Below are 20,595 nucleotides of genomic sequence, written 5' to 3' on the forward strand. Positions count from 1 at the left end.
CGTGGTGCCGTGCGGCCGCCCCCTCGTCCCTGCTCACCCGGCCTATTGGACCAAAGGCGTGGGGGAGAGGTGTTCGTGGACCGCCATCCAGACCCCGTCGCGCCTGGCGAACACGATGGTCTCCCGTTCGTGCAGCTCCTCGCGGATGCCCCCGACCTCGACCACCGTGGTCACGCCGTGGGCGAACACCGCGGCGTCCGGGCCGAGCACTTGGACCACCTGGTCGGTCGAGGAGCAGGAGACCACCGCGAAACCGTCCTCGGTGACCCACTGCTCCCACAGCGCCTCGTACGCCGCCCGCGACCCCAGCCGCTGCGGGGTCGTGTGGAAGACGAACGTCGCGTCGGGCGCGAAGCACGCGAAGTACGCCGTTCTGTCGCCGCTCGCGAAGGCGCGCACCAGGGCGTCGGCTGAAGCCAGCACCTCCTGATCGGTGCTCATCGGGGAGCCATCGCGCTGAGCAGCTCGTAGGCGACGTGCGATGCAGCGATGCCGGTCACCTCGGCGTGGTCGTAGGCGGGGGCGACCTCGACGACGTCGGCGCCGACGAGGTTGAGCGTCGACAAGCTGCGCAGGATCGCGAGCAGCTCGCGCCCGGTGAGGCCTCCGGTCTCGGGGGTCCCGGTGCCGGGGGCGAAACCCGGGTCGAGCACGTCGATGTCGATGGAGGCGTAGACCGGCCGGTCGCCGACGCGGTCACGGATGCGCTCGGCGACGCCACGGGCGCCGAGGTCGTCCATCTCCACGCTTGGCACGATGGCGAACCCGAGGGTGGCGTCGTCGTCGAGGTCCTGGGCGGAGTACAGCGGGCCGCGCGAGCCGACGTGCAGGCACGCCTCCTTGTCGAGCAGCCCCTCCTCGGAGGCCCGCCGGAAGGGCGTGCCGTGGGTGTACCTCGCGCCGAAGTAGGTGTCCCAGGTGTCGAGGTGGGCGTCGAAGTGCACCACGGCGATCGGCCCGTGCGCTGCCGCGTGGGCCCGCAGCAGCGGCAGGGTGATGGTGTGGTCGCCGCCGAGGGTGAGCACCCGCCCGGCCCGCTCGAGCACCGACCTGGCGCCGGCCTCGATGGTGTCGACGGCCTCGTCGATGGAGAACGGATTCACCGCGAGGTCGCCGGCGTCGACGACCTGCTGGGCGGCGAACGGCGAGACGTCCTGGGCCGGGTTGTAGGGACGAAGCAGGCGCGAGGACTCCCGGATGTGCGCCGGGCCGAACCGCGCGCCGGGCCGGTAGGACACCCCGGCGTCGAACGGGACGCCGAGCACTGCGACGTCGACGTCGGAGACCTCGTCGATGCGCGGCAGCCGGGCGAACGTCGGCGGCCCGGCGAACCGGGGGACCGCCGTGGCGTCGACCTGGCCGATGCGACCGCCCTCGGTGATGCGGGGCAGCGACTGGGGCGAGGAGGACTCGTCAGCCATCGACGCGGGCCTCCAGCTCGGCGGCGACCGACTCGTCCATGGCGCGGCCGCGACGGGCCCTGCGGTGGTGCGACGCGGACTCGTCCGCCACGACCTGCGGCTCCTCACCCTCGGCCGCCGGGACCCAGCGCGGGCCTTGCGGGCCGAACACGTACCGCGGCTCGGGCACGGCGTACAGCAGGGCGAGGTAGAGCACCGCCGCGACGCCGATGGAGACGAGCAGGCTGACATCGATGCCTCCGCCGACGCTGTTGCGGAACGGGCCCTCGATGAGCGGCGGGTAGTTCGCGAACATCAGGCCGGCGACCGCCGCCGGGATCCAGGCGACCATGCCGCGCCAGTTCACGCCGTCGCGGAACCAGTACGCACCACCGCGCAGGCCGAGGTTGAAGACCTGGACGTCCGCGGGGCGGTAGTAACCGCGGCGGACGATGTAGCCGATCGTCATGATGACCATCCACGGCGTCGTGCAGATGACGATGGCGCCGATGAACGCGTTGACGCTGGCGATGAGGTCGAAGGCCAGGCGTCCCACGAGGATGAACACGAACGCGATCACGCCGATGAACAGCGACGCCTGCACGCGGCTCAGTCGCGGGAACACCGACGAGAAGTCCAGGCCCGTTCCGTAGAGCGAGGTCACGCCGGTCGACAGGCCACCGAGGAACGCGACCACCATGAGCAGCACGGCGTACCAGATCGGGGAGACCTTGATCAGGGCCACGACGTAGTCGGCCTCGCCGGCGACGAGCGTCGCGGTGGCGACACCGAAGATGAAGGGGATCAGCGTCATCAGCTGCGCGCCGAAGGTGGCGCCCAGCAACGACTTCCGTGACGTCGCAGCCGGTATGTAGCGCGACCAGTCGCCAAGGAACGCCCCGAACGAGACGGGGTTGCCCATGACGATGAGGGCCGACAGCACGAAGGTGGGCCAGAACGAGCCGAGGGCGTACGCGCTGGGCCCGGGGTCGAAGGACGGGTCGAACACCGAGGCGTAGGCGACGATCGCCAGCAGGATCAGCACGGTGTTGCCGATGACGACGACCTTGTTGACCAGCAGCATGAACTGGAAGCCGTAGACGACGACCACGATGACGATGGCGCCCAACACGGCGTAGACGACACCGCGCAGGAGGTCGGAGTCCGGGACGCCGAAGAGCCGGCCCATCGCACCCACGAGCGCGTCACCGCTGACCCACACCGAGATCGAGTAGAACGCGATCGCGGTGAGCAGCGAGAGGAACGAGCCGACTATGCGGCCGCGGACGCCGAAGTGTGCGCCCGAGGAGACCGCGTTGTTGGTGCCGGTCAGCGGACCGAACAGGCCCATCGGCATGAGGAACAGCGCGCCGACGACGACACCGGCGAGGGTGGCGCCGACGGCCTGCCAGAACGACAGACCGAGGGCGATCGGGAAGGTGCCGAGCAGGACGGTGGCGAAGGTGTTCGCGCCGCCGAACTGGATCCGGAACAGGTCGAGCGGCCGGGAAGTGCGGTCGGCGTCGGGAATCGTGTCGATCCCGTGCTGCTCGACGTCGGTGACCTTGGGGCGGGCGGTGGGGGCGTTCGAGGAGCTCATGCGGTGGTCCCTTCCGAAGGGTGGAGCATCGGCGGAACGCTAGCCCCGGGGTTTACTGCAATGCAATAGTTGTTCACCATGAGAGTTCTTCGGATCGTCGACCTGTCGGTGCCCGTCGGTCCCGGGACGGTGATTTACCCCGGTGACCCGGAGCCGGCCCTGACCGTGCACAGCACGATCGAGCGCGACGGGTTCAACCTGCTCGACGTGCACCTCGGGTCGCAGACCGGCACGCACGTGGACGCGCCGTACCACTTCGAGGAGTCCGGAGCCCGGATCGACGAGCTCGACCTCGCGCTGTTCACCGGTCCCGGTGTCGTCGTCGACGCCACCGGCCTCGGGCCGCGGGGAGTCGTGACCTGGGAGCACATCGCACCGGTCGCCGACCGCATCCGGCCGGGCTCGATCGTGCTGCTGCACACCGGGTGGGACGAGCACTACGGGACGCCGAGCTACTTCGAGAACCCCTACCTCGACGCCGAGGCCTGCCGTCGGCTGCTCGACCTCGGGGTGCGCACCATCGGGCTCGACGCCCTCAACCTCGACGAGACACCGGACGAGGAGCACCCCGGGGTCGGGTTCCCATGCCACCACCTCATCGCCGACATCGGGGGCGTCATCATCGAGAACCTTCGCGGCCTTGGGGGCATCGACTTCGCCGACCCGTGGGTCTCCGTACTTCCGATTCGCCTCGAGGCGGCCGACGGAGCACCGGTCAGGGCGGTTGCTGTAGAACTGGCGCCGTGACGACCCGGACCCCGGCCTCCCGCGCTCCCCGAGAGCGGTCCGAGACGCAGGTCCGCATCGGCGCCCGTCTCCGGGCCGCGCGGCAGGCCCGGAGTCTGACCATCGCCCAGGTGGCCGAGTCGGCCGGGTTGACCAAGGGTTTCGTCAGCCGGCTCGAGCGCGACGACGTCTCACCCTCGGTGGCGTCCCTGGTCACCGTGTGCGAGGTGCTGGGGCTGAGGGTGGGGGAGCTGTTCGACCCGCCGGAGACGGCAGTCACCCGGGCCGGGCAGGGCCGCCCGATCAACTTCGGTGGCACCGGTGCCCACGAGGCGCTGATCACGCCGGGCACCCAGCAGGGCCTCGAGATCATCCACGCACGGATCGACCCCGGCGGCAACGGAGGCGAGGACCTCTACACCCTCGACTGCGAGGTCGAGTGCGCGTACGTCATCTCGGGGCACCTCACGGTGGTCCTCGAGACCGGCGAGGAGGACCTCGGTCCCGGCGATGCGATGACCTTCCCCGGTCGCGCTCCGCACACGTGGCGCAACGCCTCGGCCGATGCGGCGTGCGAGGTCCTCTGGGTCCTCGCCCCCGCTCCGTAGCCCGCTTCGTACCGGAGCCGCAGCCCGGGGTCCGAGCCCGCGGCTACCGGCCCCAACGATGGCGCAGGGTCTCGACCCACGCGCCGAAGTCCGCCGCCATGTCGACCCCGTCGGGGTCCATGAGCCACTGCACCTGGAGGCCGTCCATGAGCGCCACGGCCTGGCGCGCCAGCTGCTCGGCGGGCACGGCCGGGTCGGCCGAGCCGTCGAGGGCTGCCTCGTGCAGGGCCTTCGCCAGCGAGTCCACGGCCGACCGGTGGTGGGCCCGCAGCCAGTCGTGGCCCGGGTGGCCGGGGTCGACCGCCTCGCCGGCGAGGCTGGTGAACAGCCGCACCAGGCCCTCGCGACCGCCGTTGAGGGCGACCAGGGTGACCATGTCGTCCCACACCTCCCAGCCCCGGGGCGGGTGGTCGCGCCGGGCTGCGAGCGTCTGGAGGTCGCGCAGGTCGCGCTGCTCGAGGACTGCGGCGAGCAGCTCCTCCTTGGCGGGGAAGTGGTGCAGGAGCCCGGTCTGGCTCAGCCCTGCCGCCTCGGCGATGCTCGTCATGGCGGTCGCGTGGAAGCCGCGCTCGGCGAAGAGCTCGGCCGCGGCCTCGACGATGCGTTCGCGCGTCTGCCCGCTCCCGGTCCCCGGTGGGCGGCCGCGCCCGCGACGACGGCCGGCCGCGGCCGGTGGTGCCGGGTCCACCGGGCTCACGGCATCCACCGGCTCGCCGCCCGGACGCCCACGAGGCTCGCCGCCCGCACGCCCACGCGGCTCGCCGCCCGCATGCTCACGCGGCTCACCGCCCCCGCGTTCACCGCGACGGCGCGAGGGGCAGCTCGGCCCGCACGTCGCCGAGCCCGCGGGCGACGAGGAGCGTTCCCGCGGACAGCGGCGCACCCCAGGCGTCGGCGGCCTCGTCCCAGCGACGCCACAGCCGTGAGTCGGTCGCCACCGTGACGGTGCCCTCGCCGCCTGCCGGCACCCGTACTGGCGCGAAGCCCACGAGCCGCACCGGCTGGTCGTCCTCGTCGGGGCGCAGGTAGACCTGCACGACCTCGCGCGAGTCGTGGTCGGAGGTGTTGGCCACGGTGACCTCGACCGCCGGGGCTCCGGCGTCCCCCTCGACCAGGCGGGCCGACCCGTACGTCCACGCGCCGTACCCGTCGCCGGCGCCGAGCCAGTGGGCGGGGGCGGCGGCGCGGCCGGCGGCGAACCCGCGGTAGCCGATGAACGTGCCGTCGCGGTACTCCAGGGTGAGCCCGTCGGGCACGACGTCCCAGGCGGGAGCAGCACCGTCGGCGGACGGCCAGGAGGTGACCAGGCGCCCGGCGGGCTCACGCACCCCGAGCAGGGCGTCGGCCACCGCGTGCCCGCCCTCCTGGCCGGGGAGCCCGACGACGAGGACGGCGTCGACCTCGTCGAACCACGGCATGAGCACCGGGGTGGAGGCGTTGACGACGACCACGGTGCGCTTCGCGGCAGCAGCGACCGCCGAGACCATGGCGTCCTGCTCACCCGGCAGGGCCAGGGTCGACTTGTCGGTCGCCTCCGTCTCCTGCTCCTCCGTGAGCCCGACGACCACGACGGCCACGTCGGCGTCCGCCGCGGTCGTGGAGGCCGCCGCGAGGACCTGCTCGGCCGGTGCGGGGACCGGCGAGACCACGAGGCCCTTCATGCCCATGCCGGAGGCGATGACGTGCGACAGGGTGCTGAGCTTGCCGTCGGGTCCGGGCTGGGGCTCCGAGCGCACGACGGTGAGGGTGGCCGTGACGAGCGCTCCCCGTCCGTCGGTGGCCGTGCTGTGCGTGTCGACGGTCCAGACCGGCGGCTTGAGCATCGACTCACCGGGGTCGGAGCCCTCCGCCACGAGCTCGGTGGCGCCGACCTGCTCGCCGTCGAGGTCCACCGTCCACCGGCCTCCCCCGACGACGCCGAGGCGTACCGGGCCGGGCTGGGTGAGGCGCGCGGTGAGCACCACCTGCTCGGTGGGGCGGGGCAGGACGTCGTCCCAGCCGGTGACGACCGAGGACACGCTGCTGTGCTCGCTGGACATGACGACCCCGTCGGCGTCGAGGTAGGCGACCCGCAGGCCGGGCTCGCCGGTCTCGGGGTCGGTGATCGCGGACGGCTCGGCGGCAACGGCACGCTCGCGGACCTCCACGCCGTCGACGACCGTGAGACGGTCACCGAGGGCCTCGCGCAGGCCGTCGGCGATGGACACCTGGTAGGGCGGGTTGACCGTGGCCGAGCCGCCTCCCATGCAGATGGTGTCGACGCCGTGGCGCCCGATGAGGGCCACCCTGCCCGTGCCCGCCAGCGGCAGGACACCACCCTCGTTGCGCAGCACGACCATGCCGTCGGTGGCCAGGCGGCGCAGCTGCTCGCGGCGCGCCGGGGCGTCGGGCGCGAGCGACTCCGCGGGCCAGGTGCGCCGCTGGTCCTCGCTGCCCAGGGCGCCGACCCGCTCGGCCAGGCGCAGCAGCCGCACGACGTGCTCGTCGACCACCGACTCCGCGACGGCGCCGGACTCGACATCGGCGACCAGCGCCTCGCCCCACGGGCCGTCGGGGCCGGGCATGACCAGGTCGAGGCCGCCGAGCGCCGCCGGGGCGGAGGTCTTGGTGGCGAACCAGTCCGACATGAGCAGGCCGTCCCAGCCCCACTCGCCCTTGACCACGCCGTTGTTGACGTGGTCCTGCTCGGTGGCAGGCACCCCGTTGACGTCGTTGTACGCCGCCATGATCGACCACGCGCCGGCGTCCTGGACCGCGATCTCGAACGGCAGCAGGTAGACCTCACGCAGCGCCGTCTCGCTGACGACGGAGTTCATGTAGTTGCGCAGCGTCTCGGACTCGTTGGCCACGAGGTGCTTGAGGCACGCGCCGATGCCGCGCCCCTGCATGCCCCGCACGTAGGCCGCCGCGAGCCTGCCCGTGAGCAGGGGGTCCTCCGAGTACGCCTCGAACAGGCGCCCGCCCAGCGGCGTCCGGTGCAGGTTGATCGTCGGCCCGAGGACGACGTGGATCTGCTGCCGCTCGGCCTCCTCGGCGAGCATCTCGCCGACCTCGTGGGCGGTCTCCTCGCTCCAGGCGCTCGCGAGCACCGTGGCGCTGGGGAACAGCGCGACGTGGTCGCCGCCGGTGAACTTCAGCCCGCGCACGCCGGTGGGGCCGTCGGAGAAGGCCATCGGCGCCAGCCCGATCGACTCCTCGCCGTGGAGCGTGAACGACGTGGCGCCGGTGAGCAGGCGCACCTTGGTCGCGAGGTCGAGCCGGCTGACGAGCTCGAGGAGCTCGGCGTGGCTGCGTACGGGGACCGGGGCGGGGGTGGTGGTCATGGCGGCGCTCTTCCGGGACGAGGGCATTAATAGAGTTGGGTAACTATTTCATCCCGGGCCCCGAGTTGTCGAGGGTCCGCCCGTCGATGTCCGAGGGGGAGGGCAGGATGGGGCGCGTGACGACGATCGTGTTCCTGCACGCCCACCCCGACGACGAGGCCTCGCAGACCGCGGGGGCCATGGCGCGTGCCGCGGCCGAGGGGAGCCGGGTCGTGACCGTGTTCGCCACCGGCGGCGAGCACGGCGAGCTCCCGGCCGAGGGCCTGCCCGAGGGCGAGACCCTCACCCACTGGCGCCGCCGGGAGGCCCTGGCGTCCGCAGCGGTGCTCGGCGTGCAGCGCGTCGAGTGGCTCGGCTACCGCGACTCCGGCATGACCGGCTGGGAGCAGAACGCCCACGAGGGCGCGTTCCACTCCGCCGACCTCGACGAGGCGGCCGGCCGGCTCGCGGCGGTCCTCGACGAGGAGGACGCCGACGTCCTCGTGGGCTACGACTGGCACGGCGGCTACGGCCACCCCGACCACGTGCGGGTGCACGCGGTCGTGCACCGGGCCGCCGAGCTGGCCGCACGGCGCCCGCGCCTGCTGGAGTCCACGATGAACCGCGACCAGGTCCGGCGCTGGTACCAGGCCGCCGTCGCCCAGGGCGAGCAGGAGCGGAGCTTCGACCCCGACCGGCCGATGGACGACGGCAACCCCCTCGGCACCCCGGAGGACGAGATCCACTGGCGGGTCGACGTGACCGCGTACCTCGCCCAGCGCAGGTCGGCGCTCGAGGCCCACCGCAGCCAGGCCACCGACATCGAGGGCATGCTCGGAATGCCGGAGGAGTTCTTCAGCGCCTTCTTCGGCTTCGAGCACTACATCGAACCCGGCCGTGCCCCCGGCATGCAGGAGGGCTGGCCCTTCGGTGGCTGAGGCGGGCGCGACGCCCACGGTGCGCCCGGCTGCGCTGCTGCGCCGACCCCACGTCGGTCGCCTGCTCGCCTCGTCGCTCGTGGGCCGGCTGCCCACCGGGATGGTGCCGCTCGCGCTGGTGCTCTTCACCCGGGGCAGTGGGCGCGACTTCCACGAGGCGGGCCTGCTCACCGCGGCGTACTCGCTCGGCGCCTGCCTGGGCGGTCCCCTGCTGTCACGGCTGGTGGACCTGCGGGGGCAGCGCGGCACCCTGGTCCTGGGCGGCGTCGTCTCGTCGGTGGCCCTGGCCGCGGTGCCGTTCGGACCGGCCGGGGTGGCCCTGGTGCTCGCCGTGGTCGCCGGGGCCGCGACCCCTCCGCTCGAGCCGGCGCTCCGGACGCTGTGGCCTTCGGTCCTCCCGGCCCGCGAGGTGCCGGCGGCGTTCGCCGTCGACGCCGCGGCCCAGGAGCTCGTCTTCGTCCTGGGCCCGCTGGTGGTGCTGCTGGCCCAGTTGCTCGGGGACGGTGGCGGGCTGGTCGCCGCGGCGTGCGTGGGCGGCGCTGGGACGCTCTGGTTCACGGGTTCGCCGGTGTCACGGGGGTGGACCCCCGTCGCCCAGGAGCGGCACTGGCTCGGACCGCTGCGCTCCCTGCGGCTGTGCGGCCTGTACGGCGTCGTGGCCTTGGTCGGCCTCACCGTCGGCGTCCCTGCCGTCGCCCTCGTGGCGTACGCCGAGTCGGTCGGGTCCGCCTCGTGGGCGCCGTGGCTCGTGGCCGCCAACGCCCTCGGCGCGCTCGTCGGGGGTCTCGCCTACAGCAGCCACGCACCGCAGCGTGACCCGGTGCGGGACCTCGCCCTGGGGCTGGTCGTGCTCGTGGCGACCTACGCCCTCCTCGCCAGGACGCCCGGGTCGGCCCTGCTCATGGCCCCGCTCGCCGTGCTCAGCGGGGTGGGCCTGCCGCCGGTGCTGACCTGCGTCTTCCAGCTCGTCGACCGGCTGGCGCCGACGGGGACGACCACCGAGGCGTTCGCCTGGCTCATCAGCGCGTTCCTCGTCGGCAGCTCCGTGGGGGCGTTCGCAGCCGGGGCCCTCGCGGACGCCGGGCTCACCAGCGCCGCCTTCCTTCTCGCCTCGGGCTCGTCGCTGGTCGCGCTGGCGTCCGCGGTGCCGCTGCTCAGAGGTGCTTCAGCGCCTCGCGTCGGCTGAGTGGGGAGAGCCGGTCGCCGTACTGCTCGACGGCCGCGCGTACCCACCCGGGGTCGGTGCGGGCGTACTGCCGCAGCGCCCACCCGATGGCCTTGCGGAGCCAGAAGCTCGGGTCGGCGAGGTTGGGCTCGATGCAGGCCCGCAGCAGCGCGGTGTCGGTGCGGTCACGGAACGACAGCTGGCTCAGCACGGCGGTCCGGCGCAGCCAGAGGTCGTCGTCGGTGGCCCAGGCCAGCACGACGGGCGTCGCCCGCGTGGGGTCGGCAAGCAGGATCGGGCCGACCCGACGGCTGGCGACCTCGTCGACCAGGTCCCACCAGGCGCCCGTGACCACGAGGTGGCGGTAGAGCGGGAGGGTGTCTACGTCCTGCCACGGGCGGTAGGCGCGGTGACCGGTGACGGCGATGGCGGCATACCGCTCCTCCCGGTGCGTGGCGCCGTCCCACAGGGCGCGCACGGCCTCCTCCCACGACGCGCGGTCGGCGACGCGCAGCCGTGGGTCCGCGAGCAGCGGCCGCAGCAGCGCCCGCAGCTCGGGGGAGGTGATGCCGCGGTACGGCATCGCGGACTTCATGTACGCCTGCTGGGCCACGGCTCGCTCCGGGTCCCCCGCGCCGTCGAGCGCGGCCCGGATCGCCAGGACGACGGGGTGTGTCACGGAGCCAGCATGGACGAACCGACGTCAGACTGTCGCCACGCCGCAGCCCGCGGCCGACCACCAGGGGGAGAGCATGTCCGTACCGCCGTCCGAGCCGCAGCCCGTGACCGTGGGGGGTGGGCGCCGGCCCGTCACGCTGCCGACCTGGGTCAACGTCGTGCTCATCCTGATCCTGCTGGGCTCGTGCAACAGCGCCCGCGAGACCACCATCGGCTACCCCCAGACCGACGACATCGCCAACCAGGTGGTGAGCCAGCTCCGGAACGGCCCGGACGGCTCCGGGATGGCGCCCGCCTCGGGGTCCGACGTCCAGGACCTGTGCAAGCTGCTCGGTGCGGTGCTCGACGGCCAGAAGCAGAAGGTCGACGACGTCGTCGGCACGGACGCATCCACGCAGTGCGCCGAGGCGGCGCGCCAGGGCGCCACCCGCTGACGGGGGTCAGTGGCTGTCGGCGGGGGCGTCCTGGACGGCCGGGGTGCGGACCGCGAACGCGATCCCGACGGTCGCCACGGCGATGACCGCACCGACCCCGAAGCCCCACCGGATGCCGTCGCTGAGCGCGACCAGCGGCGCGGCGCCGGCCTCGGCGGCAGTGGCGGCGCGACCGGCCATGACGCTGACGACGACCGCGGTCCCGGCCGCCGCGGCGACCTGCTGGAGCGAGCCGAGGACCGCACTGCCGTGCGCGTAGAGGTGCGGGGGCAGCACCGACAGGCCTGAGGTGAAGACCGGGGTGAAGATCATCGCCAGCGACACCATGAGCACGACGTGGTCGGCGAGCACCAGCCACGGCGAGGTCTGCGGGGTGACCTGGGTCAGCAGCGCCAGGGTGGCGGCCATGACCACCGCCCCGGGCACGACCAGGCGCGGGGCGCCGAGCCGGTCGTAGGCACGGCCGACGACGGGTCCGAGCACCCCCATCGCCAGGCCGCCCGGCATGAGCAGCAGCCCGGTCGACAGCGTGGACAGGTGGAGCACGTCCTGCAGGTAGAGCGGGAGCAGGATCATCGCGCCCATCATCGCCATGAACGCGGTGCACATCAGCGCCAGTGCCACGGTGAAGGGCCCGAAGGTGAGGGTGCGCAGGTCGAGCAGTGGGCCGGCCCCGCGCTGCAGCCGGACCTGGCGGACGGCGAACGCCGCGAGGGAGGCGACCCCCACCGCCGTGACGACCGCCGGGGGCACGGCGTGCGACGCCCGGCTGCCCTCGCCGAGCCCGCTGAGCCCGTAGACCAGGGCGCCGAAGCCGAGGCCCGACAGCACCACGCTGGGCAGGTCGATGCGGGTGCTGCTGGGCTCGCCGATGTCGACGAGGGCACGCATCCCGAGCAGCCCGGTGACACCGGCGACGGGCAGCACCACGGCGAAGATGAGCCGCCAGGACCCGAGCTGCAGCAGCAGGCCGGAGACGGCAGGCCCGAGGGCCGGGGCCACCGACATGACGAGCGTGACGTTGCCCATCACGCGGCCGCGGTCCTTCGGCGCGACCAGCGTCATCATCGTGGTCATGAGCAGCGGCATCATCACGGCGGTGCCGCTGGCCTGGACGACCCGGGCCCCGAGCAGCACCGCGAACGTGGGGGCGGCCGCGGCAAGGGCGGTGCCGGTGAGGAACAGCCCCATCGCGAGGGCGTACGCGGTGCGGGTCCGCACCCGCTGGAGGAACCAGCCGGTGGCGGGGATGACGACTGCCATGGTCAGCATGAAGGCGGTCGACAGCCACTGGGCGCTCGTCGCCGGAACGGCGAAGTCGCGCATGAGCCGCGGGATGGCGTTGACCATGATCGTCTCGTTGAGGATGACGACGAACGTGGACAGCACGAGGATCCGCAGCACCAGGGTCGTGTTGACGCCGGCGGCTGCCGACGGCGCCGCGCCGGCCGCGGAGGTGGCGGAGGTGGCGGAGGTGCCGGGCGCCGCGGGGTCGGTGACGCCGGGAGGTGCGTCGAGGTCTTCGGTGGTGGCAGTCATGGGAGAGGTCCTTCGGTCGGCGGGTTCACAGGGTCAGACCGGGGTCGGTCGTGGAACTCATCGCTCGTCCATGAGGACATCGTGGCGGCCCGCTCCAGCCGGGCTCAACGGGATTTCGCGCGGTGCGCGGGTGGGTCAGGCGGCGCCGTACCGGGCGCGGGCCCGCTCGCGGGCCTTCTGGGCCTCGACCTCGCGGTCCTTGGGCGGGGCGCTCGTGGTGAGGTGGTCGAGCAGGTGCTGCGTCGCGGCGGCGATCTCGGCGACGGCCTCGTCGAACGCGGCCTGGTTGGCCTGGCTGGGCCGGGTGCTGCCGCTGACCTTGCGGACGTACTGCAGCGCCGCCGCCCGGACCTCCTCGCTGGTGGCCTCGGGCTCGAAGTTGTGCAGCTGGCGGATGTTTCGGCACATGGCGGCAGGGTACGACGAGACGCCGACAGCGCCCAGTGGTCGCACCGGAACGACCCGCCGGACGGACACGCCCGAACTTTCTCGGGTCCACACCCCGTGGACGACGTCTGTGCAGGTCAGAGGGCCGAGCCCGGGGACCGGCGGCGGAAATCCACAGGGTTTTCCCCCGACTGTGCACAAGTGGCCCGGGCGTTGCGCACACGTTGTCCACATGCTCTCCACAGGACCCGTTTGAGTGCGCGGGACGCGCGCCCCTACGGTGTGGCGGGTCGCCTCCGCGAGCCGGTTCCCACGCCCGTCGCCCACACCCGTGGGGGCGGTCGTCCGCGCGGCTCCGGGCCGGGTCCCACCGTTGTCGGCGGGGGGTGGTGTACTCGAATCACATCAGCGTTGTTCGTCCTCGATCGCGGTTGCAGGGAGTTGGCAGAGTGTCTCTTGCGGAGCTGAGCACCAGCGCGTTCAGTTCTGGAGGCGACGGCCCGCCCAGCGAGGACCGGGTGCCACCCCAGGACGTTCACGCGGAGCAGTCCGTCCTCGGCGGCATGCTGCTGTCCAAGGACGCCATCGCCGACTGCGTCGAGGGTCTGCGGGGCACCGACTTCTACCGGCCGGCCCACGAGCTGATCTACGACGCGATCCTCGACCTCTACGGCCGCGGTGAGCCCGCCGACGCGATCACCGTCTCCGACGAGCTGTCCAAGCGCGGCGACCTCCAGCGGGTCGGCGGCCAGGCCTACCTGCACACGCTGATCCAGGCCGTCCCCACCGCTGCCAACGCCGGCTACTACGCCGAGATCGTCAGCGAGCGCGCGGTCCTGCGACGTCTGGTGGAGGCCGGCACGCGCATCGTCCAGCTCGGCTACCAGCAGGGCAACGGCGACGTCGAGGACATCGTCAACGCCGCCCAGGCCGAGGTCTACGCCGTCGCCGACAAGCGTGGCGGCGAGGACTACGTCGCCCTCGGTGACGTCCTCGAGGACACCCTCAACGAGATCGAGGTCGCCGCCGGTCGCGACGCCAACGAGATGCTCGGCGTGCCGACGGGGTTCATCGAGCTCGACGAGCTGACCCACGGCCTGCACCCCGGGCAGATGATCGTGCTCGCCGCGCGACCCGCCGTCGGCAAGTCGACGATGGGGCTCGACATCGCCCGCGCGGCCGCGATCAAGCACAAGCAGGCCACCGCCATCTTCTCCCTGGAGATGAGCCGCAGCGAGATCACCATGCGCTGCCTGTCGGCCGAGGCGCAGATCCAGCTGCAGGACCTGCGCAAGGGCACGATCGGTGACGCCGGCTGGAAGAAGCTGGCGCGCATCATGGGCCAGATCTCCGACTCGCCGCTGTTCATCGACGACTCCCCGAACATGTCGCTGATGGAGATCCGGGCCAAGTGCCGCCGCCTCAAGCAGCAGCACAACCTCAAGCTCGTCGTCATCGACTACCTCCAGCTCATGAGCTCGGGCAAGAAGGTCGAGTCACGCCAGCAGGAGGTCTCGGAGTTCTCCCGTGCGCTCAAGCTGCTCGCCAAGGAGCTCGAGGTCCCGGTCATCGCGATCTCGCAGCTCAACCGTGGCTCGGAGCAGCGCGCCGACAAGCGCCCCGCGATGTCCGACCTGCGTGAGTCCGGCTCCATCGAGCAGGACGCCGACATGGTGATCCTGCTGCACCGCGAGCCCAAGCTCGAGGGTCGTGAGGGTGAGGTCGACGTGATCGTGGCCAAGCACCGCAACGGCCCGACCAAGGACATGGTGCTGGCGTTCCAGGGTCACTACGCCCGGTTCGCCAACATGGCCCAGAACTTCTAAGCCTGCCCTCCCGAGAGGGCCTGCTGGGTGGTCCGGTCGGCGGGCAGGAACGTCTCGAGGTGCAGCTCGTCGAGGGTCGCGTCGGTCGCCGTCTCGAGCCGGGCGCTGATGCTGAAGAACCGCAGCAGCGCTCCCTCGTGCTCCAGCTCGAGGGCGAGCACGGGTCCGGCAGGCGCCGGGATGCGTGGGTCCACCGGCACGTAGGCAGCGGCCTCCTCGGCGAGGTCCGTGAGCGCCGGGTCATGGGTGACCTCGGCCCGCGCCCGCACCTGGTGCACGAGGTGGGCCGCCCACTGGGACAGGTTGCGGATGCGCGGTGCCAGGCCGCCGGGGTGCAGGCTCACCCGGATCGCGTTGACCGGTGGCTCGAGCAGCTCCGGGGCGCACCCGGCCAGCGGCAGGTCGGTGGCGGCGTTGGCGTCGACCACGTCCCAGTGCTGGTCGAGGAGCAGTGCGGGGTGCGGCAGGTGCGCGTCGAGCAGGTGCCGCAGACCATCCATGACGACGCCGAGGTCCGAGTCCTCCAGACCCCGGTTGCCGTGCCGGGGCGCGTAGCCGCCCGCGAGCAGCAGCTCGTCGCGCGAGCGCAACGGCACGTCCAGGGAGTCCGCGAGCCGGTCGATCATCTCCGGCGTCGGCCGTGAGCGCCCCGTCTCGACGTAGCTGAGGTGGCGCGTGCTGACCTGTGCGCGGCTGGACAGCTCGAGCTGGCTGAGCCGGCGCCGTTCACGCCAGGTCCGCAGCAAGGTGCCCACCTCGGGCCGGGTCTGCGCGATGACCGTCATGGCGGGAAGTCTGGCAGCCGCCAGGGTGGCCGGACCATGACCTCCGAGGTCATCGACGCCGTGCCTGCGTACCCGAGAGCCTTCCGGTGGCCGGGGGACTCGCTCCTGGCGCAACGAAGGAGACCACCGTGTCGCACCCCGACCCCACGACCCACAGCACGACCCACAGCACGACCGACCCGATGAACGACCGCACGACCGACCCCGTGACCGTCCGCGAGGCCTACCTCGCCACCTGGAACGCCGCGGACCCCGCCGAGCGCCGTGCCCGCCTGGCCGAGGGCTGGCACCCCGAGGCCACCTACACCGACCCGATGGCGGAGGTCAGGGGTCACGACGCCATCGACGGCCTGGTCGGCGCCGTCCGCGACCAGTTCCCCGGCTTCGTCTTCACCCCCGTCGGTGAGCCCGACGGACACCACGGCAGGGTGCGGTTCCAGTGGGGACTCGGCCCGGCGGGCGCCGACCCCGTCGTCATCGGCTCCGACGTCGTCGTCCTCGACGCCCAGGGACGCGTCGCCGACGTGCACGGCTTCCTCGACCAGGTGCCGGTGGGCCTCGCATGACCGCCACCTCAGGGCGCCCGGCGTACGCCGTGGGCTACCTGCGCGACGTCGCGCCGGTGCCGCAGGTGGCGGAGTACATCGAGCGGATCGAGGCCACGATGGCCCCGTTCGGCGGGGAGTGGCTGGTCCATGGTTCCTCGCTGGTGCCACTGGAGGGCACGTGGACGGGGGCGCTGGTCGTCATCCGGTTCCCGTCCCTGGAGGCGGCCAGGCAGTGGTGGGACTCGCCGGCCTACCGGGAGATCGCACCGCTGCGCACCGACCACTCGGACTCGATGGTCTGCCTGGTGGAGGGTGTGCCGCAGGGCTACCTGGCGGCGACGACCGCGGCAGCGCTGCGCTCGCAGCTCGCCGTCGCCACCTGATTCCTGGCAGCTCAGGTGGCGTGGCTGCGCACCCGGTCGCGGACGTCGTGGATCGCCGCTGCCACCTCGGCGCCCACCCGCTCACGGTCGGTGAGCCAGTCGAAGAGGACGTGGTCGTCGGCGGTCACGCCCAGCAGCACGTCGGCGGAGGCCGCGGCGACGAGCGCCCCCGTGCGGGGCACCGGCAGGCCGTCGCCCGCGGCCTCCCGCGCCCACGTGTCGGCACGGTCGATGAGGTCGTCGTCGACGTGGCGGCGCCGGGCGACGGTGAGCGACGCGGCGGCGGCGGGCAGAGCACCGACGGCTGCGTCGTCGACCGCCTCTCGCACCTGGGCCACGAGCTCGTCGAGGTGCAGCTCCATCAGCCAGGACGGCATGCCGCGCCCCGCCAGCACCCGGGAGAGCCAGGCCACCTGGCGGACCGCCTGCCCCTCCTCGAGCGGGGCGAGCGAGACCAGCCACGCGGAGTCCGAGGACGCGAAGCGCGCGCCACGCTCGCCGTAGCGCACGCCGTAGTACGGCATCGCGTCGATCGACCGCTGCGCCGCCCGCACGGCCGCCCGCACCAGCGTGGCGTCGGTGGTCACGGGGTAGGCGCCGGCCTCCGGGTTGACCACCGCTGCGTCGATCGACTGCCCGGTCGAGCGCCGCAGCAGCCCGGCGACGACGTGCCGCTCCGCCTCGGCGACGAGCTCTGCGACGCGTGCACCGTGACCCTCGCCGTGTGCCTTGCCAGGCTCCTGCGCAGGCTGCTCACCGGTGAGGGCGAGCCGGCCCTCCACCGCCGCGCGCAGCGTGGCGGCGTCGGTCGAACCGGTGGCGACCACCAGCCGCTCGATGCCCACGACGGCCGCGAGCACGGCTGGGTCCTCGATCCCGCCGGTCAGGGCGCGGTCGGTGTGGACGAGGAGCAGCTGGCGGGCGTCGTCGGCGCTGGTGGCGTCGGTCATGCTCGGCATTCTGCCGTGCGCGGCTGCGTCCTCCGGCCGGCGCTGCGACACTGCCGGGAGCGGAGCCGCAGGGGCTGGCGCGAGGGCGGGCAGGGGAGCGGGATGGCTGGGGACGCGGACGTCGCGGGGGTGTACCGGCCCAGCGCCGGCCTGTTCCGGTCGCGGCGCTGGCGCGTGGTGCAGGTGCTCGTCGTGCTGTGGTTCCTGGTGCAGGCGGTGGTGGCGTTCGTCCACCAGCGCTACGGGTCGGTCGCCTACCACCTCGGCCTGCCGTTGTTCGCCGGGTTGGCGATCTGGCTCGCGCGGACCCAGCGCACCGTGGTGGACGCCGAGGGCATCCGTACCAAGCGCGGCTTCCGGTGGCGCTCGCTCAGCTGGCAGGACATCGAGTCGGTGCCCCAGCCGGGCCGGTGGAGCACGACCCAGATGCTTTCGGTGACCACGACCGGGGGCGAGCAGGTGCCCCTCTTCGTCCCCGGCTCCGAGTGGGAGGCGTTCACCGCGTACGCGGACGCGCACCGTCACGGTCCGCGCCGAGAGGGTGCGCAGGCGCGCACCGACCCTCCGAGCGAGGTGGACTGAGCGCCGCCGTGTCCCGCCCTCAGTCGCCCTGGCCGGTGGGCGTGGTCTGGTAGCTGGGCGTGAGCTCGGTCCAGCGGGCCTTCCAAGCGGCAGCGGGTGCCGCCGACGACCAGCCGTCCTCGTGCACCGGCCCCTCGTCGGCCAGTGACCGCCCGAGGTCCTCCAGGTGCGCCTGCCAGCCGGCGCCGTAGAAGTGCAGGCCGTCGACCGGCAGGCCGCGCTCCTCGACGACGAGCCGGGTGCGGTCGCCCTCGGCCGTCAGCCACGCCTCGACCTGCGACTCGTCGTCGGTGCCCGGCTCGGTGGTGAGCAGAAGGTGGTGCGGGGCCTCGCAGACCTCGATGACCGCCGGGCCGCTCCACGTGCTGGTGAAGACGGCACGGACCGTGCCGCCCTCGCGCAGGTCGCCCTCGACCTCGGCGATCCACCGGGCCAGCCGGTCCGGGGACGTGCAGGCCTGCCAGAGGTCCTCGATGCCGGTGTCGTAGACGTCCTCCACGCGCACGGCGCCCCGGGTCCCGTCCAGTGCTCGCATGGTGCCGATGATTTTCATGCCTTTCCCTTCTTCCCTCGTGCGATCTCCGTGTGCAGTGCGTCCAGCCGGTGCTGCCACAGTGCGCGGTAGTCCTCCAGCCAGTCGTCGACCTCGGCCAGGCCCTCCGGCCGGAGGCTGTAGATCCGCCGCTGCGCCTCCTGGCGCACGTCGACCAGCCCCGCCTCCCGCAGTACCCGCAGGTGACGGGAGACGCCGGGTCGGGCGATGGGCAGGGCGTCGGCCAGCTCGCCGGCTGTCGCCGCGTGGTCCCTCAGGATGCCCAGCATGGTCCGACGGCTCGGGTCGGCCAGGGCCTGCAGCACTGCGTCCATGACCATCAACGTAGCCGTTCGGTTACGTAACCGCAAGGGTACAAAGCAGGACCGTGCTGTCCGCGGGGTGGGGAGCGGGCGAGTGGCCGAAAGTTAGGGCGACACGGCGGGGGTGCCGAGTAGTACCGGGCAAGTGGCCGAAAGTTCGGGCGTCACGGCGGGGGTGCCGCGTAGTACCGGGCGAGTGGCCGAAAGTCCGGGCGTCACGGCGGGGGTGCCGAGTAGTACCGGGCAAGTGGCCGAAAGTTAGGGCGAGCGAGCAGGCCCGCTCCACGGGCAGGTGGGGGCAGCCCGTCAGGATGCGAGGGCGTCGTCGACCATGCGCAGGCCCTGGGCCTCGAACTCCGCGTCGCCCACCTGGTGCGCCCAGGCGGCGGTGCTCACGGCCTCGCGGACGAGGGTGCGCTGCCACGCCCCCGGCTCCCGGGGGTCGGCGCCGTACCCGTCGAGGAAGGCCTGCTCCAGCTCCGGGTGCCCGTGGAACTGCTGGACCTGCAGCCTGGCGAGGTCCGTCATCGCCGGCCTCAGTGCGGCACGCCCGAAGTCGATGACGCTGACGACGCGGTCGTCGACGAGCCAGTTGCGGGGCTGCCAGTCGCCGTGGGTCGGGACGAGGGTCGCCGGCGGGGTCGGCCACGAGGCGATGACCGCCCGGAGCCTCTCGACGGTGCGAGGGGCGATCCGGTGCGGGGTGCCGAGCCACGCGAGGGACCGGTGGTTCTCCCGCGCCTCGTGGTCAGGGTCGGTGGTGGCGTGCTGCCCGTGGAGCAGGGCGAGCAGCTCACCCGCCTGTCGGTACGTCGCAGGGTCGTGGGCGTGGTCGGTGTCCAGGACCAGCGTGCCCGGCACGTGGTGCGTCACCAGCAGATGGGCGCCACGGTCGGCGTGGGCCAGCCGGGGAGCGCGGCCGCGTGACGTCCACGGCTCCAGCCACCTCTCGTGCGCGTGGATCTCACGGGCCATGTGGTGGTCGCCCGGACCTCCTGCCTTGACGATGAAGCGCTGCCCCGCCCGGGTCACCTCGAGCACCGCGCGGTCGACCTGGCCCCAGCTGTGGTCGCGCACCACCTCGGCCCCCGGCAGCCACGCGTCGAGGAGCCGCTGTTGCTCGGGGGAGGGCAGGGCAGGCGTACGGTCCACGGCCGACACCCTAGGGGGGCGCCGGCGTGGGCCCCGGGCAATCGTCGGCGCCGCCTCGTACCGGACGGGTGTCGGCCGGGACCGTCGTGTCAGAGGCCCGCGAGGAAGGCGTCGAGCCGGTCTAGCAGGAGCGCGGTCGCCTCGGCGTCGTACGCGGGCAGGGAGGAGTCCATGAACAGGTGCTGGTCGCCGGGGTAGAGGAACAGCTCGCCGCCGGCCTCCGCGACCAGGGCCTCGGCCGCCGGCTTGTCCCACTCGTTGTCGAACTCGGGGTCGTGCTCCTTGGCGTGGACCTGCACCGGGAGCCCTGCCGGCCAGGTGGGGCTGAACTCGGAGACGGGCAGGGCGCCGGCGAGCAGGATGGCCCCGCGCGCCCCGGGGCGGGTCTGCGCCAGCTGCTGGGCGGCACCGAGCCCGAGCGAGATCCCGGCGTAGACGACCTCCTCGGGCAGCGACTGCGCGGCCGCCACCCCGCGGGCGCCGATGGTGTCGAAGCCGACCTCGCGGGCGTGCGCCACGCCCTCGTCGAGGGAGTCGAACGTCTGGCCCTCGTAGAGGTCGGGCGTGTGGATCGTGTGCCCTCGTCTGCGAAGGTCGTCGGCGAACGCCGTGACCCCCTTCGTCAGTCCCTGCGCGTGGTGGAACAGCACGACCTCGGCCATGACGACCATCCCCTCTCGTCCGTGGTGGGCCGGGGCTGTCCCGGCGTCGTCCACGCTAGTGGCGGCCGGTGACAG

Annotated in this window: 23 protein-coding genes; 9 read left to right on the forward strand and 14 right to left on the reverse strand. The window is 73.0% G+C overall.

Features of this window, described 5'->3' with window-relative positions; genetic code table 11:
* Positions 1-42: 42 nt before the first annotated feature.
* The 3 genes from ABEA42_RS09010 to ABEA42_RS09020 are packed head-to-tail and all read right to left on the reverse strand — an operon-like array spanning position 43 to position 3,000.
* Positions 43-441 (reverse strand): YybH family protein, encoded by a 399-nt coding sequence (locus ABEA42_RS09010; RefSeq protein WP_345502655.1) that lies wholly within the window; start codon positions 439-441, stop codon positions 43-45.
* The gene (gene speB, locus ABEA42_RS09015; protein WP_345502656.1) at positions 438-1,421 is read right to left on the reverse strand and encodes an agmatinase; all 984 of its coding nucleotides are present in this window, start codon (positions 1,419-1,421) and stop codon (positions 438-440) included. Before speB ends, ABEA42_RS09010 begins: the two co-directional genes overlap by 4 nt.
* Positions 1,414-3,000 carry a purine-cytosine permease family protein gene (locus ABEA42_RS09020; protein ID WP_345502657.1) on the reverse strand — a complete coding sequence of 529 codons (1,587 nt, stop codon included), beginning with the start codon at positions 2,998-3,000 and terminating at the stop codon, positions 1,414-1,416. Before ABEA42_RS09020 ends, speB begins: the two co-directional genes overlap by 8 nt.
* A 78-nt stretch (positions 3,001-3,078) precedes the next feature.
* Here ABEA42_RS09020 and ABEA42_RS09025 point away from each other — a divergent pair, with 78 nt between their 5' ends.
* Together ABEA42_RS09025 and ABEA42_RS09030 are read left to right on the forward strand one after the other, a co-directional pair.
* The gene (locus tag ABEA42_RS09025; RefSeq protein WP_345502658.1) at positions 3,079-3,747 is read left to right on the forward strand and encodes a cyclase family protein; all 669 of its coding nucleotides are present in this window, start codon (positions 3,079-3,081) and stop codon (positions 3,745-3,747) included.
* Complete coding sequence (locus ABEA42_RS09030; RefSeq protein WP_345502659.1) at positions 3,744-4,334, forward strand: cupin domain-containing protein; 591 nt, start codon at positions 3,744-3,746, stop codon at positions 4,332-4,334. Before ABEA42_RS09025 ends, ABEA42_RS09030 begins: the two co-directional genes overlap by 4 nt.
* A gap of 43 nt (positions 4,335-4,377) precedes the next feature.
* Here ABEA42_RS09030 and ABEA42_RS09035 read toward each other — a convergent pair whose 3' ends face one another.
* The gene (locus ABEA42_RS09035) at positions 4,378-5,031 is read right to left on the reverse strand and encodes a TetR/AcrR family transcriptional regulator (protein ID WP_345502660.1); all 654 of its coding nucleotides are present in this window, start codon (positions 5,029-5,031) and stop codon (positions 4,378-4,380) included.
* A 100-nt stretch (positions 5,032-5,131) separates the two neighbouring features.
* Positions 5,132-7,657, reverse strand: coding sequence for a beta-glucosidase family protein (locus ABEA42_RS09040; RefSeq protein WP_345502661.1), 2,526 nt, complete (start codon positions 7,655-7,657; stop codon positions 5,132-5,134).
* Positions 7,658-7,773: 116 nt separating this feature from the next.
* On the opposite strand from ABEA42_RS09040, the gene ABEA42_RS09045 reads away from it, so the two are divergent.
* Positions 7,774-8,574: a PIG-L family deacetylase gene (locus tag ABEA42_RS09045; RefSeq protein WP_345502663.1), complete on the forward strand. Its 801-nt coding sequence runs from the start codon at positions 7,774-7,776 to the stop codon at positions 8,572-8,574.
* Positions 8,567-9,760, forward strand: coding sequence for an MFS transporter (locus ABEA42_RS09050; protein WP_345502664.1), 1,194 nt, complete (start codon positions 8,567-8,569; stop codon positions 9,758-9,760). The genes ABEA42_RS09045 and ABEA42_RS09050 overlap by 8 nt, the downstream gene beginning before the upstream one ends.
* Here the strand turns inward: ABEA42_RS09050 and ABEA42_RS09055 are convergent.
* The gene (locus tag ABEA42_RS09055) at positions 9,729-10,418 is read right to left on the reverse strand and encodes a DNA alkylation repair protein (protein ID WP_345502665.1); all 690 of its coding nucleotides are present in this window, start codon (positions 10,416-10,418) and stop codon (positions 9,729-9,731) included. The genes ABEA42_RS09050 and ABEA42_RS09055 overlap by 32 nt on opposite strands.
* Before the next feature lie 73 nt (positions 10,419-10,491).
* Here ABEA42_RS09055 and ABEA42_RS09060 point away from each other — a divergent pair, with 73 nt between their 5' ends.
* The gene (locus ABEA42_RS09060) at positions 10,492-10,851 is read left to right on the forward strand and encodes a hypothetical protein (RefSeq protein WP_345502666.1); all 360 of its coding nucleotides are present in this window, start codon (positions 10,492-10,494) and stop codon (positions 10,849-10,851) included.
* A 6-nt stretch (positions 10,852-10,857) separates the two neighbouring features.
* Here ABEA42_RS09060 and ABEA42_RS09065 read toward each other — a convergent pair whose 3' ends face one another.
* Both ABEA42_RS09065 and ABEA42_RS09070 read right to left on the reverse strand, forming a co-directional pair.
* Positions 10,858-12,390 (reverse strand): DHA2 family efflux MFS transporter permease subunit, encoded by a 1,533-nt coding sequence (locus tag ABEA42_RS09065; RefSeq protein ID WP_345502667.1) that lies wholly within the window; start codon positions 12,388-12,390, stop codon positions 10,858-10,860.
* A gap of 135 nt (positions 12,391-12,525) precedes the next feature.
* Positions 12,526-12,798, reverse strand: a complete 273-nt coding sequence (locus ABEA42_RS09070) for a DUF2277 domain-containing protein (RefSeq protein ID WP_345502668.1) — start codon at positions 12,796-12,798, stop codon at positions 12,526-12,528.
* A 443-nt stretch (positions 12,799-13,241) separates the two neighbouring features.
* Here ABEA42_RS09070 and dnaB point away from each other — a divergent pair, with 443 nt between their 5' ends.
* A complete protein-coding gene (dnaB, locus tag ABEA42_RS09075; protein ID WP_345503029.1) occupies positions 13,242-14,603 on the forward strand; it encodes a replicative DNA helicase in 1,362 nt (453 codons plus the stop codon).
* Here the strand turns inward: dnaB and ABEA42_RS09080 are convergent.
* Positions 14,600-15,388 carry a helix-turn-helix domain-containing protein gene (locus ABEA42_RS09080; protein ID WP_345502669.1) on the reverse strand — a complete coding sequence of 263 codons (789 nt, stop codon included), beginning with the start codon at positions 15,386-15,388 and terminating at the stop codon, positions 14,600-14,602. The genes dnaB and ABEA42_RS09080 overlap by 4 nt on opposite strands.
* Before the next feature lie 128 nt (positions 15,389-15,516).
* On the opposite strand from ABEA42_RS09080, the gene ABEA42_RS09085 reads away from it, so the two are divergent.
* A complete protein-coding gene (locus ABEA42_RS09085) occupies positions 15,517-15,954 on the forward strand; it encodes a nuclear transport factor 2 family protein (RefSeq protein WP_345502670.1) in 438 nt (145 codons plus the stop codon).
* Complete coding sequence (locus ABEA42_RS09090) at positions 15,951-16,319, forward strand: DUF1330 domain-containing protein (protein WP_345502672.1); 369 nt, start codon at positions 15,951-15,953, stop codon at positions 16,317-16,319. The genes ABEA42_RS09085 and ABEA42_RS09090 overlap by 4 nt, the downstream gene beginning before the upstream one ends.
* Before the next feature lie 11 nt (positions 16,320-16,330).
* On the opposite strand, the gene ABEA42_RS09095 is transcribed toward ABEA42_RS09090, so the two are convergent.
* The gene (locus tag ABEA42_RS09095) at positions 16,331-17,269 is read right to left on the reverse strand and encodes a hypothetical protein (protein ID WP_345502673.1); all 939 of its coding nucleotides are present in this window, start codon (positions 17,267-17,269) and stop codon (positions 16,331-16,333) included.
* A gap of 102 nt (positions 17,270-17,371) precedes the next feature.
* On the opposite strand from ABEA42_RS09095, the gene ABEA42_RS09100 reads away from it, so the two are divergent.
* Positions 17,372-17,851: a PH domain-containing protein gene (locus ABEA42_RS09100; RefSeq protein WP_345502675.1), complete on the forward strand. Its 480-nt coding sequence runs from the start codon at positions 17,372-17,374 to the stop codon at positions 17,849-17,851.
* A gap of 19 nt (positions 17,852-17,870) precedes the next feature.
* Here ABEA42_RS09100 and ABEA42_RS09105 read toward each other — a convergent pair whose 3' ends face one another.
* The 4 genes from ABEA42_RS09105 to ABEA42_RS09120 all read right to left on the reverse strand — a co-directional run bounded on the left by ABEA42_RS09105 (position 17,871) and on the right by ABEA42_RS09120 (position 20,520).
* Positions 17,871-18,386 (reverse strand): SRPBCC family protein, encoded by a 516-nt coding sequence (locus ABEA42_RS09105; RefSeq protein ID WP_345502676.1) that lies wholly within the window; start codon positions 18,384-18,386, stop codon positions 17,871-17,873.
* Between the two features lie 14 nt (positions 18,387-18,400).
* Entirely contained in the window at positions 18,401-18,718 is a 318-nt protein-coding gene (locus tag ABEA42_RS09110) for an ArsR/SmtB family transcription factor (RefSeq protein WP_345502677.1), read from the reverse strand.
* Between the two features lie 294 nt (positions 18,719-19,012).
* A complete protein-coding gene (locus tag ABEA42_RS09115; RefSeq protein WP_345502678.1) occupies positions 19,013-19,858 on the reverse strand; it encodes a phosphotransferase in 846 nt (281 codons plus the stop codon).
* Between the two features lie 89 nt (positions 19,859-19,947).
* Positions 19,948-20,520, reverse strand: a complete 573-nt coding sequence (locus ABEA42_RS09120; protein ID WP_345502679.1) for a dienelactone hydrolase family protein — start codon at positions 20,518-20,520, stop codon at positions 19,948-19,950.
* Between the last annotated feature and the right edge of the window lie 75 nt (positions 20,521-20,595).

Origin of the sequence: Pedococcus ginsenosidimutans (assembly GCF_039544395.1) — a bacterium.
GTDB lineage: Bacteria > Actinomycetota > Actinomycetes > Actinomycetales > Dermatophilaceae > Pedococcus > Pedococcus ginsenosidimutans.

Bases quoted from the DNA above. Each gene is read 5' to 3' on its own strand.
- ABEA42_RS09010 (WP_345502655.1), bottom strand. From the start codon at position 441: ATGAGCACCGATCAGGAGGTGCTGGCTTCAGCCGACGCCCTGGTGCGC.
- speB (WP_345502656.1), bottom strand. From the start codon at position 1,421: ATGGCTGACGAGTCCTCCTCGCCCCAGTCGCTGCCCCGCATCACCGAG.
- ABEA42_RS09020 (WP_345502657.1), bottom strand. From the start codon at position 3,000: ATGAGCTCCTCGAACGCCCCCACCGCCCGCCCCAAGGTCACCGACGTC.
- ABEA42_RS09025 (WP_345502658.1), top strand. From the start codon at position 3,079: ATGAGAGTTCTTCGGATCGTCGACCTGTCGGTGCCCGTCGGTCCCGGG.
- ABEA42_RS09040 (WP_345502661.1), bottom strand. From the start codon at position 7,657: ATGACCACCACCCCCGCCCCGGTCCCCGTACGCAGCCACGCCGAGCTC.
- ABEA42_RS09060 (WP_345502666.1), top strand. From the start codon at position 10,492: ATGTCCGTACCGCCGTCCGAGCCGCAGCCCGTGACCGTGGGGGGTGGG.
- ABEA42_RS09065 (WP_345502667.1), bottom strand. From the start codon at position 12,390: ATGACTGCCACCACCGAAGACCTCGACGCACCTCCCGGCGTCACCGAC.
- ABEA42_RS09070 (WP_345502668.1), bottom strand. From the start codon at position 12,798: ATGTGCCGAAACATCCGCCAGCTGCACAACTTCGAGCCCGAGGCCACC.
- ABEA42_RS09080 (WP_345502669.1), bottom strand. From the start codon at position 15,388: ATGACGGTCATCGCGCAGACCCGGCCCGAGGTGGGCACCTTGCTGCGG.
- ABEA42_RS09090 (WP_345502672.1), top strand. From the start codon at position 15,951: ATGACCGCCACCTCAGGGCGCCCGGCGTACGCCGTGGGCTACCTGCGC.
- ABEA42_RS09095 (WP_345502673.1), bottom strand. From the start codon at position 17,269: ATGACCGACGCCACCAGCGCCGACGACGCCCGCCAGCTGCTCCTCGTC.
- ABEA42_RS09100 (WP_345502675.1), top strand. From the start codon at position 17,372: ATGGCTGGGGACGCGGACGTCGCGGGGGTGTACCGGCCCAGCGCCGGC.
- ABEA42_RS09105 (WP_345502676.1), bottom strand. From the start codon at position 18,386: ATGCGAGCACTGGACGGGACCCGGGGCGCCGTGCGCGTGGAGGACGTC.
- ABEA42_RS09110 (WP_345502677.1), bottom strand. From the start codon at position 18,718: ATGGACGCAGTGCTGCAGGCCCTGGCCGACCCGAGCCGTCGGACCATG.
- ABEA42_RS09120 (WP_345502679.1), bottom strand. From the start codon at position 20,520: ATGGCCGAGGTCGTGCTGTTCCACCACGCGCAGGGACTGACGAAGGGG.